The organism is Mycobacterium sp. NGS35, assembly GCF_059812855.1.
Window position 1 is genome coordinate 96551 of record NZ_JCALDL010000004.1, and the last position, 14687, is coordinate 111237.

Below are 14687 nucleotides of genomic sequence, written 5' to 3' on the forward strand. Positions count from 1 at the left end.
GCGTCTCGCCCACTTACCAGCGCGCCGCTCGCGTCGACCACGTCGGTCCGCCCGCAGATCCCGCGTTCCGGTCATCCGGCCCGAGAACCGAATTCTTGCCGCCGAAGAATTCAGCTTTACACTGTGAACCTGAAGTGTAGTGTGCCGAAATAATGATTAGGTTCGCTAGCAGGTAAGGCTTGGGCCGCCGGCCGGCGCCACTAAGGACGAGATCTCGTGATTGAACACCGCGACGGCAACCGCACCCCGCTGATCGACGCGAGCGTGCACATCTTCTGCCGCTCGAACTCGGATCTGCGGGGCTTTCTGCGGGAGCCGTACCGCAGTCGCGGCTTTCCCGACTACGAGATGGATTGGTACGGCGCTCCGGGTGGCGAATACGCGAAAGGCACGAAGGGCCCGAACGGTCAGTACCCAGGCTCTGAGCCCGACGTGGTCGCCGAGCACCTCTTCGCTGACCGCCATGTGGACGTCGCGGTCCTGCACCCGATGACCCGGGGCATCATGCCCGACCGCCACCTCGGTACGGCGATCGCGGCAGCGCACAACGAAATGCTGGTGTCGCGCTGGCTGGAGCACAGCGAGTTCGGCGACCGCTTCCGCGGCACCATCCGCGTCAATCCGGACGACATCGCCGGTGCACTGCGGGAGATCGCCCGGTACAAGGACCATCCCCGCGTCGTGCAGATCGGGATCCCGCTGCAGTCGCGCGAGCTATACGGCAAGCCTCAGTTCTGGCCCCTCTGGGAAGCCGCGGTCGACGCGAATCTTCCTGTGGCCGTTCACATCGAGGTGGGTTCGGGGGTTGCTGCCGCACCGACGCCGTCGGGCAACACCCGCACCTACGAGCAGTACCTCGGGTTCATGGCGCTGAACTACCTGTACCACCTGATGAACATGATCGCCGAGGGTGTGTTCGAGCGAATGCCGCAGCTGAAGTTCGTGTGGGCCGACGGCGCCGCAGACATGCTGACGCCATTCATCTGGCGCATGGACTGCTTCGGCAGGCCGCATCTCGAGCAGACGCCGTGGGCACCGCAGATGCCGAGCGACTATCTGCCCGGCCACGTGTACTTCGTCCAGGGCAGTCTCGACGGGCCCGGTGACACCGAGTTCGCCGGCGAGTGGTTCGCCTTCACCGGCAAAGAGGACATGGTGATGTTCGGCTCGAGCTATCCGCACTGGCACTTCGGCGAGCTGACGGTGCCCAGCAGCTATACCGTCGAGCAGCGCGACAAGTTGTGCTGGCGCAACGCCGCGAGTCTGTACGGAATAGACGTCGGCGCCGGTCTCGGCGCACAGTAGAGGTAGAGCTTCGCAATCAAGGGAGACGCGATGACGGTCACGACGACAGAGCGCAAGCCGGCGGCCGAGCGCATCGCTGTGCGGTGCGTCGACTCCGACGTCCATCCGGTCCCCCGCCGCGGCGATCTGGTCAACTACATCCCCGAGCCGTGGCGCAGCAAGTACTTCCTCACCCGCCGCGTCGGTGAGCTCATCTACTACGACGCACCCGACTACGCGCACGCCTACGCCATGCGGGTGGACACCTTCCCGCCCGACGGCGAATTCCCCGGCAGCGACCCGGATCTCGCGTTCAAGCAGCTGATCATGGAGGCCGGAGCCGACATCGCCGTGCTGGAGCCTGCCGCATACTCCGCGCGGATCCCCGAAGCCAACACCGCAATGTCGAGCGCACTCAACGACTGGCAGGCCAACCATTGGCTCGATGCTCACAACAACTGGCACGAGCGGTGGCGCGGATCCATCTGCGTCGCGATCGAAGAACCCGAAGCAGCCGCCCGGGAGATCGAGCGCTGGGCCGGGCATCCCTACATGGCGCAGATCCTGATCAAAGCCGAGCCGCGTCCGTCATGGGGACACCCGAAGTATGACCCGCTGTGGGCCGCGGCCACCAAGCACGACATCACGGTCAGTTGCCACTTGTCGCGCAGCCATCACGAAGAACTGCCGATGCCTCCGGTGGGCATGCCCAGCTACAACCACGACTTCATGGTCACCTACTCCCTGCTGGCGGCGAACCAGGTCATGAGCCTGGTCTTCGACGGTGTCTTCGACCGGTTCCCGACGCTGCGAATTGTCCTGGTGGAGCACGCCTACACCTGGATCCTGCCGCTGATGTGGCGGATGGACGCGATCTACGAGGCCCGCAAGTCCTGGATGGACATCAAGCGCAAGCCATCCGAATACGTCAACGACCACATCAAGTTCACCACCCAGCCGCTGGACTATCCGGAGGACAAGACCGAGCTGACCCGGGCGCTGGAGTGGATGGAGTGCGAAAAGATACTGCTGTACTCGTCGGACTACCCGCACTGGACCTTCGATGACCCGCGCTGGCTGGTCAAGCATCTTCCCGAGCATGCCCGGGAAGCGGTTATGTTCCGCAACGGGATTGCGACGTACCACCTTCCCGAGACGGTTCCGGCCCTCGAGGGCCAGGTGCGGGTGTTCTGAATTGGCAGACGAGACCAAACCCCGGCGCCTCGCGCAGGGGCGAGAGCACGTCGTTGCGACTGTCGACGAAATCCCGCCTGGGACACACAAATTGGTGCCGATCGGACGTCACGGTGTCGGTGTCTACAACATCAACGGCACGTTCTACGCGATCGCAAACTATTGCCCGCACGAGGGCGGCCCGCTGTGTGCAGGCAGGCTTCGCGGTCGCACAGTAGTCGACGAGTCCGTACCCGGTGACGCGGTGATGGTGCGCGACCTGGAATACATCTACTGCCCATGGCACCAGTGGGGTTTCGAGCTGGCGACCGGAACCACGGCCGTCAAGCCCGAATGGAGCATCCGGACGTATCCGGTGCGGGTGGTCGGCAACGAAGTGCTGGTGCAGGCATGACGGAGAACAGCATCGAGATCAACGGCGGCAACGTCGTCTACGAGACCCTTGGAAAGACAGGCGAATTCATCGCTCTGACCCCGGGCGGCCGCTACAGCAAGGACATCGACGGGCTGCGGCCTCTGGCCGACGAACTGGTCAAGGGCGGATATCGGGTGCTGTTGTGGGACCGGCCCAACTGCGGAAAGTCCGACGTCCAGTTCTACGGCCAGAGCGAATCGCACATGCGGGCCGAGACGCTGCACGCGCTGATCACCGGTCTCGACATCGGGCCGTGCATCCTGGCCGGCGGTTCGGGGGGCGCCCGGGATTCCATGCTGACGACGATGCTGTACCCGGAGATCGTCACCAAGCTGGTGGTGTGGAACATCGTCGGCGGGGTGTACGGCTCGTTCGTGCTCGGCTCGTACTACATCGTGCCCAGCATCCTCGCGGTCCGCGGTCTCGGCATGAAAGGCCTTCTGCAGGTGGCCGAGTGGAAAGAGCGCATCGCGGAGAACCCCGTCAACGAGGAACGCATCCTGTCGCTCGACGCCGATGAGTTCCTCAAGGTGATGCTGCGCTGGCTCAACGCGTTCGTGCCGAAGCCGGGGCAGACGATCCCCGGCGTCGAGGACGAGATGTTCGACAACATCAGGGTGCCGACGCTGATCATCCGCGGCGGCGAGAACGACTGGGACCACCCCAAACGCACCTCCCTGGAGATCAGCTGCCTGATCAAGGGATCCACGCTGATCGACCCGCCCTGGCCAGAGGATGCCTGGGAGCGGGCGGCTGAGGCCCGTGCGCAGGGAAAGGTCAAGCGCTTCAACATGTTCGACACCTGGGTGCAGGCCGCTCCGGCGATCCTGGAGTTTTTGGGGGACCGCTGATGGCACACCGAGCGGTCACCGAGTGTGCGTTTCCTGACGTGCGCACCGGCGTTTCGCGTACGAAACCGCACACTCGCCGCGCGTCTGCCGCCTCAGATCACGCGGATGTGGACCTCGCAGTTCAGCGAGGCTTCGAGCGCCGTGTGGATGCGGCTTTCCGGCACCCGGGCAAGGTCTTGCCTGCGCAACGTTACGTACACAACATCCCAGCCTTCCTCGCCGGGCACCCGGGTGATGTCCCCGCTGAGCCCGAACCCGGCGAGCACCCCGTGCGCGTCGTCGTCCGTTCCCCTGCTCACGTAGGTGAGCACTCCGGCCACCGGATCGGTGCCAAACGCCTTGCGACACAACGCAATCGCGGTTCGCGTCAGTTGGTCGGCATCGGGGCCGCCCATCAGCAGCTCCACTTCACGGCGACCGGCCGGCATCGCCGCAAGGTTGTTGGCCACTACCTCGGCGCCCACGCCGCCGGCGAGTTCACGGAGCGTCGTCATGCCATGGGTTAACTGTGCAGGAGTGAGCGCACCGGCCGGGTCGACCTGGACGCGCACCACTGCGGTTCTCATGGTCGCCAGCCTATCGGCAGGACTATCGGCGTCATGAAAACCACAGCGCTGTCAACAGATCTCGCGGTAGCTGTGTGGCCCGGCTGCTCACCGCGCTTACTGCGGGTGCAGCCGGGAATCGAGGACCTGCACACGTATCGCGAGGCCGGCGGCTACCAGTCGCTTTCCGATGCGGCGCAATTGCTCGAGGAAGCCGACCGAAGCGGTGTGCTGGGCCGCGGCGGTGCCGCGTTTCCGTTGGCCGTCAAGGTGCGGGCCGTGCGCGACGCCCGGCGCAGCCGCACGGGAACAGTGGTGGTCGCCAACGGAGAGGAGGGCGAGCCGGCGTCTATCAAGGACCGGTGGCTGCTGCGGCACCGGCCGCATCTCATGCTCGACGGACTGCGCCTGGCCGCCCAGATGGTGGGTGCCCATTGCGCCTACGTCTACGTGTCGGACGCGTCGGCGGCGTCGGGTGTCGACGCCGCGGTGAGCGAGTTGGAGACGGCCGGGCTGATCGAGCTGCCGATCACCGTGGTCACCGTGACCCCCGGGTATGTCGCTGGTGAAGAAACCGCGGCGGTGCGCGCGATCAATGGCGGGCCGGCCAAGCCCACGGACAAGCCGCCACGCCCGTTCCAGGAGGGCGTCGCGGGAGAGCCCACGCTGGTGAGCAACGTCGAAACTCTTGCGGTCCTGCCGTTCGTGCACCGGCACGGCGCAGACGCGTTCCGCGCGGCGGGCACATCGGCGTCGCCAGGCACTTTCTTGGCGACGATCACCGGCGCGGGGCGCGCGCCTGCTCTCTACGAGCTACCGCACGGCCTGCCGTTCTCGGAAGTTCTTGCATGGCATGGTGTTTCGGCCGATGAACTGCGCGGCGTGCTGATGGGCGGCTACTTCGCCGGCATGCTGAACCGCGAGATCCTCGACGCGACGCTGGATCATGAGGCGCTGCGGCGGCTCGGCAGCGGATTGGGGTGCGGCGCGATCTCGCTGATCACCAGCGAGTGCCCGGTAGCCGTGGCGGCGTCGGTGATGGCCTATTTCGACCGGGAGAACGCCGGCCAATGTGGGTCGTGCTTCAACGGCACCGCCGCGATGTCGGCCGTCACGTCGGCTCTCCGTGACGGCGTCGCCACCTCCGAGGATCTGACGCGCCTCGAGCGCTGGTCCGTGGTGCTACGGGGTCGAGGCGCCTGCGCCACGCTGGACGCGGCCTGCAACGTTGCCGCCAGCCTGCTTGTGCAGTTCCCGCAGGTGGTCAGCCGCCACCTGGAAAACGATTGCGCCGCATGCCGTGCCGGCGTGTTCGATGCGCTGCGGCCCTACGAGGTGGAGGCGGTGACCAGCAGATGAAGATCCGTCTCGATCGGACGGTGTGCGACGGTTTCGGCGTCTGCGCGAAACATGCACCCGGCTATTTCTCGCTCGACGACTGGGGTTACGCGTCGCTGATCGGCGACGGCAGCGTGCTGGACGAAGACCACAACGCGGTCATGCGCGCGATTATGGACTGTCCGGTGCACGCCATCCTCACCATCGGCGAGCACCGGCCGCCGGACGGACCGCCATCGGAGGCCGATGCACACGACGAACCGGGGCTGAAAACCGAAGACAACGAAGCGGAATGGGGATTCGTCCGCTGAGACCGGGACGGCTCAGGATCGGGGCAACCGGAGGACCTGCTGCGCGATGATGTTGCGCTGAATCTCCGATGTGCCACCGGCGATCGTGCCCGCATAGCTCGCCGCGTAGCGCGCGAACCAGCTTGCGGTGGCGTGATCCGAACCGTACGGGTTGTACAGCGCGGTCATCGCCGGATCGGCGAGCCCGTCGCCGCCCGCGGCGTCGAGCGCATGCCTCGCCACGTTTTGCGCCCCCTCCGAACCGAGCAGTTTGAGCACCGAGATGGCGGCCATGTCGGGATTGCCTCGCGCCGCCCGCGCCAGCGCCGCGGAACCCAGCAGCCGCAGCGCTTGATAGTCGATCGCCGCCGTCGCGAAACGGTCGCGGTCGACGGCGGTCTCGAGGGGAAAGTCGTCGAGAAGGTCGCGCAGGTGGCTGGCGAAGTTCATCCACATGAGCGTGCGTTCATGGCCCAGCGACCCGTTGGCCACCTTCCAGCCGCCATTGAGCGGACCGACAAGGTTCTCGGCGGGCACCCGCACGTCAGTGAAGAACACCTCGTTGAAGTCCAGCTGGTCGCGGTCGTACACCGCGGGGATCGGCCGGCACACCACCCCTGGGCTGTCGGTGCGAATCAATAAGGCGCTCAGGCCTTTATGCTTCGCGGCGGCAGGATCCGTGCGTACGAACGTGAGCAGCACGTCGGCGTCGTGCGCCCCGGAGGTCCACAGTTTCTGCCCATTGACCACGAAGTGTCGCCCGCCGGCGTCGGTACGCAGCACCGCCTGTGTCCGCAGCCCGGCCAGATCAGAGCCGGCGCCGGGCTCACTCATCCCCAGCGATGCGGTCATGTCGCCACGCAGGATCGGCACCGCCCACCTGCGCTTCTGTTCTTCGGTGCCGAACGACAGCAACGACGCCGCGATGATGCCCACGCCTTGCGGGTTGTAGCAGTGATAGATCCGCCGCCGCGACAGCTCGTCGCGATGCACGTACTGCTGCAGGATGTCGGCATTGCGCCCACCGAATTCGGGGGGATTTCCGGGCAACAGCCAGCCGTGCTCGAATTGTGCCCGTTGCCACCGCCTCGCCCACTCCGGGACGTGAGAGCTCGACCGTGACCGCTCCCAGGTGGCCGCCTCCGGCGGAAGATGCTCGTCGAGGAAGGCGACGAATCGTGCCCGGAAGGCCTCCAGTTCGGCATCCAAGGTCAGTCGCACGGCACTCCTCGCCGATCCATGGCGCTAGGTATCAAGTACTTTATAGGCTGCGGAGAGCTGCCGCGACAGGAAGGGTGTCAGGTGCTCGTCGGAGAAAAGATTCTCATCACCGGAGCCACCGGCAAGATCGCGTTCCCCATCGCGCGGGCGCTAGCGCCGGACAACGAAGTCTGGGGCGCGGCTCGGCTGCGCAGTCCGGCCGACCGCGAAAAGCTCGCGGGCGCCGGGATCAGACCCATTGTGCTCGATATGTCCGCCGGCGACTTCTCGATGCTGCCCGGCGACTTCACCTACGTCTTCCATGCTGCGGTTGACACCGGCACCGGCGATTGGCCGACCTGCGTAAAAACCAACGCCCACAACTCGGGTCAGCTTTTGCATCATTGCCGTGCGGCCAAGGGTTTCGTGTTCTGTTCCACCGGGTCGGTCTACGGCTATCAGGGCCGGCGACCGCTGACGGAGGCCGACCCGCCGGGTGTGCCGCTGCGCGCGAACTACAGCTTCTCCAAAGTTGCCGCTGAGTCCGTATGCACCTGGGTCGCTGAGCATTTCGGTATTCCGTTGACGATCATCCGGATCTGCTCGACGTACGGGCCCGAAGGTGGTGCCCCCGCCGACCGCTTGGAAATGATGTTGGCGCGCAAGCCGATCCGGCTGCATCCGGACAAGCCCAATAACTACAACCCGATCTATGAAGACGACTACGTGCGGCTGGGCATCCGCGCCATGGAGGTTGCCTCGACTCCTCCGCTCGTCGTCAATTGGGCCGGCAGCGAGACCGTCAGTGTCGAGGAGTACTGCACCTACATGGGTGAGCTCGTCGGCGTCGAGCCGATGTTCGAGTACACCCCCGACGCGCACCCACCGCTGTGGCCCGACGTCACCTACATGCACCAGGTGCTCGGCCGCACGTCTGTGCACTGGCGGGACGGCTTCCGCCGGATGATCGGAGCCCGCCATCCTGAACTTCAACGGTCCGAACCGAACTCGGCAGGAAGTCGCGGCTGATGATGTTGCCTGGCACGCCCTCCGATCAGGTGGCCGGAGTTCTCGACGCCGGCCGAGGCGACATCGGCACGCTGTTCGTGTCCATGGCGACCCGCCATCCCGACGGCAGCGATGCGGAGTATCTGCGTTGGCACACGTTGGACCATCGGCCCGAACAACACCGGCTGTCCGCCGTGCGCGCATCCTTGCGCGTCGTGTCGACGCCGGAATGCCGTGCGGTCAGGGCGGCCAGCCCCGGTCGCTTCGACGCGATCGACCACGTGATGACGTACTTCTTCACCGATGTCAATGGGCTGCAACGCTTCAACGACTTGTCGATTGCCCTGGGTGCGGCTGGCCGCAAGCTCCCGCTGCTTCCACCGGTGCAACGCGCGGTCTATGGTGTCACCGCGAAGGTCGCCGCGAGCCGAATCAAAATTGGTGCCGACGTGTTGCCGTGGTGGCCGGCCCGCGGCGTGTACCTGCTCCTCGAACGGGGCTCCGCCCAGGCGTCAGAGCTACTCGACGTCGAGGGCGTCGCCGGAATCTGGACCGGGGTGGGCGAAGACGTCCGCGGTTTCAGCAGCGCGGAGCCCGGCCAGCAGATCTCATACTGCTTTCTCGACGACGAGCCGGTCCAGACCGCACAGCGCCTCCGGCCCGTACTCGAAAAGCGTTGGTGCAAAGATGATCTCGAGCCTCTTCTCGCCGCGCCGTTTCAGGTCGTGGTGCCGTACGAATGGGGTCGCTATGTACCGTGAACAGGAGTCGACGTGCGCCTCGGCCTGATGATCGGCTCCGACAAGGAGCGTCCACGCCACGAGCGGCTGACCGGACTGATCGCCGACGGGCAGGCGGCCGAAGCAGCAAGCTTCGCATCGTTCTGGATTCCCCAGGTCCCCGGTTACCTCGACGCGATGACTGCCGCTGCCCTACTCGGACAATCCACTGGCCACATCGAGATCGGGACCGCGGTCGTGCCCGTGCAGACCCGCCACCCGATTCCGATGGCGCAGCAGGCCCTCACCACGCAGATGGCCTGCCGCGGCCGGTTCACCCTCGGCCTCGGGCCGTCACACCACTGGATCGTCGCCGACCAGCTCGGCCTGACCTATGACCGCCCTGCCGCGTTGGTTCGCGACTACCTTCAGGTGCTCGACGCGGCGTTCAGACAACCCGGCCGCGTCGACGTCGAGAACACGACCTTCCGCGTGCACAGCCCGATGGACGTCACCGAATCGACCACGATGCCGATTCTGCTTGCGGCACTTGGTCCTACGATGCTGCGCATCGCCGGCGAACACACCGGCGGCACCATCCTGTGGATGGCCGACGAACGCGCCGTCGAACATCACGTGGCTCCCCGCATCACCGCCGCGGCGGCCAGCGCCGGGCGGCCAGACCCGCGGATCGTCGCCTGTGTTCCGGTGGTGTTGTGCGGGGACGACGAGATCGACGCTGCCCGTGGCCATGCCAACGAGGTGCTCGGCCACGCCGAGATCTCACCGAACTATGTCCGGCTCCTCGAGCACGGCGACGCCGAAGACGTCGGCGACACGATGGCCGCGGGCGACGAGAACGCGATCCTTTCCCGGTTGCGGCGCTACCGCGATGCCGGCGTCACCGATCTTGCCGCCCGTGTCGTCCCGCTTGGTGCCGACGCGGCCACGCGCACGGCGTCGCGGCAGCGCACGCAGGACTTCCTCGCGTCGATCGGCCCGCAGCTCTAGGGTTGCAGTTCGGCCAGCGCGTGCACCTGCTCGAGGTAATGCTCGAGCGAGTGGTGGACGAACCGCGCAGACACGGTTGTCACGCCGGCGGCGGCCATCGTCTGAAGTGTTCGTCTCGTCGACTCCGGCTGCCCCACCGGGTCGAGCGGTCGATCCGCCGGCAGCACGACGTCGAAACCTGTTGGAAGGTCATAGTATTTCAGCCATTCGGCAGCCGTGGCGACGGAGACGTTGAACGGGCACCACCCGTCGGCGAGGGTGACCGCCCGTCGTAGCGACCGGCGGGTGCGACCGCCGATCCAGATGGGCATGTGCGGCTGCAGCGCGCAGGGGTCGACCGTGAGGCCGCTGAACTCGTAGTAGTCCCCAGAGTAAGCGGGCTCGTTACTCGGCAGCGCCGCCCGAAGTGCTTTCAATGCGTCGTCGGCGCGAGCACCGCGGTCCTCGAACGGTGCGCCGAGCAAGTCGAACTCCTCCTTCAGCGTGCCGACTCCGACGCCGAGGATCACCCGACCCCTGCTGACGTGGTCCAGTGTGCCGTAACGCTTTACGATCGCCAGCGGGTGATGGTAGCCCAGCACCAGCGTCATGGTGGCGAGCCGGATCTGCCGGGTCCGCGCCGCGACGTAGCCGAACGTAGCCAGTGGGTCCCAGTACCGCGCGCCGCGCCGCGGCGCCTCACTGGACGGCACGCCGATGTGCTCGCTGCAGGTCAGATGGTGGTAGCCGAGCCGGTCGGCAGCCTCTGCGACGCGGCCGATGTCGTCGATCGTCGCGGTTTTCTCCCACGTCAGCGCAGCGCCGCCGACGTTGGTGACGACGGGCGTCGTGAGTCCCAGTTTCACTGCAGCGGCTCTTCTCCCGCCAGCACCGTGCGGTGCATGAGCCGGCCGCTGTCGGCGGAATACGGCAGCGCCCGGTGCATGGTGCCGGTGTTGTCCCAAATCAGCAGATCGCCCACCTGCCACTCGTGGCGGTACACGTACCGGGGCTGAGTGGCCCAGTCACGCAAGCGTGCGAGCAGCGCACGACTTTGCTCCACCGGCAACCCGATCACGTAGTCCGCTGTCGCGCCCAGCAGCAGCGACTTTCGCCCGGACCGGTGGGTCCACACCAGAGGGCAGGACTTCGTCGGCGACTTCTGCCAGAACACGACTTCCTCGTAGCTCATCTCCGGGTTCACGTAGTACTGCGAGCGTTCGGCGCTGTGGACCACCCGGAGGTCGGCGATCGCATCCTTGTCGGCTTGGGGTAGCTCCTCGTACGCGGCGTAGGTGTTGCAGAACTCCGTTTGTCCACCGGTGTCCGAAAGTTTGACGGCCCGCAGCAGTGTCGCCAGATTCGGGTAAGGCTGAAGCGAGCCGTCGAAGTGCCAGAACATCGAACCCTTCAGATACTGCGCCCGCTCGTTCACGTTCTTGTCGAGTGAGATCTTGTAGATGCCGCCTTGGCCTTCGTTGGCCACGATGGCGCCCAATGTGGTGGCGATCGCGACCTGCTGCTCGTCGCTGATCTGCAGACCGCGGAAGAAGACCACTCCGCGCTGTTGCAGTGTGTCGCGGATCGTTTCCGCTTCGCGGCCCGAGAGCAGCGTGTCCAGGTCGGTCTTGATCTCGCTGCCGATCATCGGTGTGCAGTCGACGATGTCCATCCGGATCAGCTCAATCGCGTCAGGATCGTGTTCGCCGAATGCTGCACGCGCGGCTGGTTCCACAACTCCACGGCCAGCGACACAGTGATCAGCGAGTACAGCAGGTTGCGCAAGTTGGCGGCTTCCGGCGTTAACGGCTGGTCGTAGTCGAATTCGTCCAGATACGCCACCGCAGCCTGGGCGTGTGGAAACACCTCGTCGTAGAACGCGCGGATCTGTTCCATCGAACTGTTCACCCGCTTCACGTAGCGCTGGTGGCCGTCTTCGATGGCCCACTCGGGCACCAGGTGTTCGAGGTCCTGGAACTGTTGCGGCAGTGAGTGATTCATGGCACCTCGGCTTTGCGGGCCTCGCCGTCGCGGACGTAGTCGGCGACCACCTTGTGCAGGTGGCGGATCAGGATCTCTTCGTCGTTGACCGGAAACTGCTTGATCACACCGCTATTGAGCATCGCCTGCATGCCTTCCAGCGGGCTGGCGTCTTCCAGGATGATGTCGTTGAGAAAAGTCACGGTGAGCTCTTGTCCCAGCCGCTCCTTGTGGGTCCTCGGCGGCTGATAGAACATCTCCACTTCGAAAATGTGCGAATGCGGGCCGGTGGGCCAGTGCGTGTGCGTGCTGAACCCGGACGCCCCGAAGATCAGCACGAAGTTCGGGAAGAACTGGAAGGAGTCGAACCCGTACTTCTCAGAGCGGGTGGGATTGAGCCCGGGTGGCATCGGACCGCGATCGCTGCGCTTGTTCCACGGGCCGGCCGCACTGGCCTCCATGACGCATTCGATGGGCTTGGAGTACGGAGTCTTGCGTGACGGTTCGCCGGCGAACGAGAACATTCGGTGCGGGCCCTTGAGTTGGTAGGCCAGCGCATCGGTGAAGGGATTGGGTTTGTCCAGAGCGGCTTTGGCCTCGGCGGTGAGGTTGCCGAACGACGACGCGTGCAGGTATGGACCGTGATAGCTCTCGGCGAAACCGTCGACGAAAATCTTCCAGTTGCACTGCAATTCGGCCTTGAACCGGTATACCTGGTGCGGGCCGTCGAAGGGATAGCCCTCGATGCCGTGGGCCAGCGGGCCCAGGAAGTCGCGCAGCGGCTCGGTGTTGAGCGGGTTGAGGTTGACGAAGATGAAGCCTTCCCACACCTCGCACTGGATCGGCGGCACCCGGCAACTGTCGGGATCGAAGTCGAGCAGCAAGTCCTTGCGGGTCGGGGCCAGCAGCGACCCGTCGAGGTTGTAGCGCCACCCGTGGAACCGGCAGTACAGCACGGGGGCGCGCCCTTGGACTTCTTCGAACGGATCGTCGCGCCACAACAACTTGTTGCCGCGGTGCGGACAGATGTTGTGGAAAGCGCGGATCACGCCGTCTTTCCCGCGCACGACGATCACCGACGTGTTGAGACACTTCAGCTCGCGCGTGAAGTAGCTGCCCGAACGCGGGACGCGCTCGACGCGCCCGACATAGAGCCACGTTTTGGCGAAGACATGCTCGCGTTCCTTGGCGTAGAACTCCTCGGACACGCAGTCGTCGAGCGAGATGGGGCCGCGGCCCAATTCGGGATATGCGTCGGTCCAGTGCCCGCTTGCCGGCTTGGCCACCAGGACGTCTTGGCTCATGAGGCTCTCCTTCTCACTGGCCTCCTCCGTTCCGGCCGACGCTACAGCCGCAGAAATCAGCGAAACAGGTGCAAACCTTCAACACCCTGTTGCATATTTGGAACTCTCATGAAGCAGGCCCCGACCTTCGACTTGGCCGCGTTGCTGGTGTTCGGCAAGGTGGTGGAATGCCGCAGCGTCTCGAAGGCGGCGGCGGTGCTGGACATGCCGAAGTCGACGGTGAGCCGCAAGCTGAGCAAGCTCGAGTGCGACTTGGGCATCAAGCTGCTTCGCAAGAACACCCATCAACTGACCGTGACCGACCTTGGCGAGCGGGTCTACGCGCACGCGGTGAAGATCCTCGAAGAGGCCAACGGCGTACGTGCCTTGGCCGAAGCCAGCCGGCACGAGCCGCGAGGCGAATTGCGCGTGGCCATACCGGTTTTCGTCGGCATCGACTACGCATCGCGGGTGGGCGCGACCTTCCTGCAGCGCTATCCGCACTCGCGGCTGGACATCCGGCTGGTGGACTCCATGGTCGACCCGGTCAAAGACGGTTTCGACGTGGTGTTCGGGACCGGACCGCTGCAGGATTCGACGCTGATCGCCCGCAAGGTGTTCAGCCTCGAACTGTTCCTGTGCGCGTCGGCGGACTTCGTGCGTCGACTGCCCGAGCCGGTCACTGCGCCCGAGCAGCTGAACGCGCTGCCGTTCATCGACTTCGGGTTCTGCGGGCCACGCAGGCTGATCCTGGCCAAAGACAACCGACGCTGCGAACTGTCACCGCGAATCCGGGCGCGTGCCAACAACTTTCAGGTGTGCAAGCAGTACATCTTGCATGGGCTCGGCATCGGCGCGATGCCCACCCAGATCATCTGCACCAACGAACTGCGCGACGGCAGCATCGTCCCGGTGCTGCCTGACTGGACGCCCGAGCCGCTGGATGTGCACATGATCTACCCGTTCGAACTGTCGTTCTCGACGCTCATCAGTGCCTTCCACGAGACGGCATGCGAGATCATCGTCGAGAACTCCGCGATTTCGGCGCGCGAACCTACGCTGAGCGACGATTTGCGCGTCGAGATCGCACGAAGCGGGCGCAGATGACGGCACCCCGCTCGTTGCGAGAGCTGTTCGACCAGCTCGGCCTGTGCGAGGTTCCGTCGTCCGACGGCACCGTGGTGATGGAGATGCCGGTGGACGACCGTGTCACCAACGTCGCCGGCGGCTTGCAGGGCGGGCTGATCGCCACCATGGCCGACGTCACGGCCGGCCAGTTGGCAGCACGGGCAACGCCGTTCGGCAACGCGATTGCGACCACCGACCTGTTCATCCGCTACCTGCGCCCGATCAAGATCGGCCCGGCTCGCGCGGTCGCGCGAATTCTGCGGACCGGCAAGCGATCCGTCGTCGTCCAGGTCGACATCTACCGCGGCAACGACAGCGAAATGGGCGCGACGGCGACGGTCAACTTCGCCGCCGTGGGCCAACAAGACTGACCGTACAAAAAACACGCCGGCCAGCTATGGATTCATGATCGCGCCGCCTGATAACGTGATTCTCATCACTGAGAACGCCGTGTCCCTGGAG

Annotated in this window: 17 protein-coding genes; 11 read left to right on the forward strand and 6 right to left on the reverse strand. The window is 65.3% G+C overall.

Translation table 11 applies throughout. The features are described 5' to 3' along the window. The first annotated feature begins 216 nt into the window (after positions 1-216). Genes AC5Y4C_RS09550 through AC5Y4C_RS09565 form a run of 4 tightly spaced genes read left to right on the forward strand, consistent with a single transcriptional unit; the run spans position 217 to position 3744 of the window. A complete protein-coding gene (locus AC5Y4C_RS09550) occupies positions 217-1305 on the forward strand; it encodes an amidohydrolase family protein (RefSeq protein ID WP_499962485.1) in 1089 nt (362 codons plus the stop codon). 30 nt (positions 1306-1335) lie between these two features. After that, positions 1336-2478: an amidohydrolase family protein gene (locus AC5Y4C_RS09555; RefSeq protein WP_499962487.1), complete on the forward strand. Its 1143-nt coding sequence runs from the start codon at positions 1336-1338 to the stop codon at positions 2476-2478. Position 2479: 1 nt separating this feature from the next. Further along, on the forward strand, positions 2480-2872 hold the full coding sequence (locus AC5Y4C_RS09560; RefSeq protein ID WP_499908972.1) for a Rieske (2Fe-2S) protein: 393 nt from the start codon (positions 2480-2482) through the stop codon (positions 2870-2872). Beyond that, a complete protein-coding gene (locus tag AC5Y4C_RS09565) occupies positions 2869-3744 on the forward strand; it encodes an alpha/beta fold hydrolase (RefSeq protein ID WP_499962489.1) in 876 nt (291 codons plus the stop codon). The genes AC5Y4C_RS09560 and AC5Y4C_RS09565 overlap by 4 nt, the downstream gene beginning before the upstream one ends. A 92-nt stretch (positions 3745-3836) precedes the next feature. On the opposite strand, the gene AC5Y4C_RS09570 is transcribed toward AC5Y4C_RS09565, so the two are convergent. Then, a complete protein-coding gene (locus AC5Y4C_RS09570; protein WP_499962491.1) occupies positions 3837-4310 on the reverse strand; it encodes a hypothetical protein in 474 nt (157 codons plus the stop codon). 33 nt (positions 4311-4343) lie between these two features. On the opposite strand from AC5Y4C_RS09570, the gene AC5Y4C_RS09575 reads away from it, so the two are divergent. Both AC5Y4C_RS09575 and AC5Y4C_RS09580 read left to right on the forward strand, forming a co-directional pair. Then, entirely contained in the window at positions 4344-5648 is a 1305-nt protein-coding gene (locus tag AC5Y4C_RS09575; RefSeq protein WP_499962493.1) for an NADH-ubiquinone oxidoreductase-F iron-sulfur binding region domain-containing protein, read from the forward strand. Then, positions 5645-5938, forward strand: coding sequence for a ferredoxin (locus tag AC5Y4C_RS09580; RefSeq protein WP_499962495.1), 294 nt, complete (start codon positions 5645-5647; stop codon positions 5936-5938). Before AC5Y4C_RS09575 ends, AC5Y4C_RS09580 begins: the two co-directional genes overlap by 4 nt. Before the next feature lie 12 nt (positions 5939-5950). Here the strand turns inward: AC5Y4C_RS09580 and AC5Y4C_RS09585 are convergent, their stop codons facing one another. Beyond that, positions 5951-7138 carry an acyl-CoA dehydrogenase family protein gene (locus AC5Y4C_RS09585; protein ID WP_499962497.1) on the reverse strand — a complete coding sequence of 396 codons (1188 nt, stop codon included), beginning with the start codon at positions 7136-7138 and terminating at the stop codon, positions 5951-5953. Positions 7139-7219: 81 nt separating this feature from the next. On the opposite strand from AC5Y4C_RS09585, the gene AC5Y4C_RS09590 reads away from it, so the two are divergent. Genes AC5Y4C_RS09590 through AC5Y4C_RS09600 form a run of 3 tightly spaced genes read left to right on the forward strand, consistent with a single transcriptional unit; the run spans position 7220 to position 9855 of the window. Further along, entirely contained in the window at positions 7220-8146 is a 927-nt protein-coding gene (locus tag AC5Y4C_RS09590; RefSeq protein WP_499962499.1) for an NAD-dependent epimerase/dehydratase family protein, read from the forward strand. Beyond that, positions 8146-8886 carry a hypothetical protein gene (locus tag AC5Y4C_RS09595; protein ID WP_499962501.1) on the forward strand — a complete coding sequence of 247 codons (741 nt, stop codon included), beginning with the start codon at positions 8146-8148 and terminating at the stop codon, positions 8884-8886. Before AC5Y4C_RS09590 ends, AC5Y4C_RS09595 begins: the two co-directional genes overlap by 1 nt. A gap of 12 nt (positions 8887-8898) precedes the next feature. Further along, the gene (locus AC5Y4C_RS09600) at positions 8899-9855 is read left to right on the forward strand and encodes a TIGR03564 family F420-dependent LLM class oxidoreductase (RefSeq protein ID WP_499962503.1); all 957 of its coding nucleotides are present in this window, start codon (positions 8899-8901) and stop codon (positions 9853-9855) included. On the opposite strand, the gene AC5Y4C_RS09605 is transcribed toward AC5Y4C_RS09600, so the two are convergent. The 4 genes from AC5Y4C_RS09605 to AC5Y4C_RS09620 are packed head-to-tail and all read right to left on the reverse strand — an operon-like array spanning position 9852 to position 13118. Then, positions 9852-10700 carry a TIGR03619 family F420-dependent LLM class oxidoreductase gene (locus AC5Y4C_RS09605; protein ID WP_499908986.1) on the reverse strand — a complete coding sequence of 283 codons (849 nt, stop codon included), beginning with the start codon at positions 10698-10700 and terminating at the stop codon, positions 9852-9854. The genes AC5Y4C_RS09600 and AC5Y4C_RS09605 overlap by 4 nt on opposite strands. Further along, positions 10697-11506, reverse strand: a complete 810-nt coding sequence (locus AC5Y4C_RS09610) for a TauD/TfdA dioxygenase family protein (RefSeq protein WP_499962505.1) — start codon at positions 11504-11506, stop codon at positions 10697-10699. Before AC5Y4C_RS09610 ends, AC5Y4C_RS09605 begins: the two co-directional genes overlap by 4 nt. Positions 11507-11511: 5 nt before the next feature. Then, on the reverse strand, positions 11512-11835 hold the full coding sequence (locus tag AC5Y4C_RS09615) for a hypothetical protein (RefSeq protein ID WP_499908990.1): 324 nt from the start codon (positions 11833-11835) through the stop codon (positions 11512-11514). Next, positions 11832-13118: an aromatic ring-hydroxylating oxygenase subunit alpha gene (locus tag AC5Y4C_RS09620; RefSeq protein WP_499962506.1), complete on the reverse strand. Its 1287-nt coding sequence runs from the start codon at positions 13116-13118 to the stop codon at positions 11832-11834. The genes AC5Y4C_RS09615 and AC5Y4C_RS09620 overlap by 4 nt, the downstream gene beginning before the upstream one ends. Before the next feature lie 108 nt (positions 13119-13226). Between AC5Y4C_RS09620 and AC5Y4C_RS09625 the strand changes: the two genes are divergently transcribed. Beyond that, a complete protein-coding gene (locus tag AC5Y4C_RS09625) occupies positions 13227-14204 on the forward strand; it encodes a LysR family transcriptional regulator (RefSeq protein WP_499962508.1) in 978 nt (325 codons plus the stop codon). Then, a complete protein-coding gene (locus AC5Y4C_RS09630; protein ID WP_499962510.1) occupies positions 14201-14596 on the forward strand; it encodes a PaaI family thioesterase in 396 nt (131 codons plus the stop codon). The genes AC5Y4C_RS09625 and AC5Y4C_RS09630 overlap by 4 nt, the downstream gene beginning before the upstream one ends. The last annotated feature ends 91 nt before the right edge of the window (positions 14597-14687 follow it).

What these genes read in the sequence shown, in the direction of transcription:
- AC5Y4C_RS09575 (WP_499962493.1), top strand. Translation starts at nt 4,344, where the DNA reads ATGAAAACCACAGCGCTGTCAACAGATCTCGCGGTAGCTGTGTGGCCC.
- AC5Y4C_RS09625 (WP_499962508.1), top strand. Translation starts at nt 13,227, where the DNA reads ATGAAGCAGGCCCCGACCTTCGACTTGGCCGCGTTGCTGGTGTTCGGC.
- AC5Y4C_RS09615 (WP_499908990.1), bottom strand. Translation starts at nt 11,835, where the DNA reads ATGAATCACTCACTGCCGCAACAGTTCCAGGACCTCGAACACCTGGTG.
- AC5Y4C_RS09595 (WP_499962501.1), top strand. Translation starts at nt 8,146, where the DNA reads ATGATGTTGCCTGGCACGCCCTCCGATCAGGTGGCCGGAGTTCTCGAC.
- AC5Y4C_RS09580 (WP_499962495.1), top strand. Translation starts at nt 5,645, where the DNA reads ATGAAGATCCGTCTCGATCGGACGGTGTGCGACGGTTTCGGCGTCTGC.
- AC5Y4C_RS09620 (WP_499962506.1), bottom strand. Translation starts at nt 13,118, where the DNA reads ATGAGCCAAGACGTCCTGGTGGCCAAGCCGGCAAGCGGGCACTGGACC.
- AC5Y4C_RS09555 (WP_499962487.1), top strand. Translation starts at nt 1,336, where the DNA reads ATGACGGTCACGACGACAGAGCGCAAGCCGGCGGCCGAGCGCATCGCT.
- AC5Y4C_RS09570 (WP_499962491.1), bottom strand. Translation starts at nt 4,310, where the DNA reads ATGAGAACCGCAGTGGTGCGCGTCCAGGTCGACCCGGCCGGTGCGCTC.
- AC5Y4C_RS09610 (WP_499962505.1), bottom strand. Translation starts at nt 11,506, where the DNA reads ATGGACATCGTCGACTGCACACCGATGATCGGCAGCGAGATCAAGACC.
- AC5Y4C_RS09630 (WP_499962510.1), top strand. Translation starts at nt 14,201, where the DNA reads ATGACGGCACCCCGCTCGTTGCGAGAGCTGTTCGACCAGCTCGGCCTG.
- AC5Y4C_RS09565 (WP_499962489.1), top strand. Translation starts at nt 2,869, where the DNA reads ATGACGGAGAACAGCATCGAGATCAACGGCGGCAACGTCGTCTACGAG.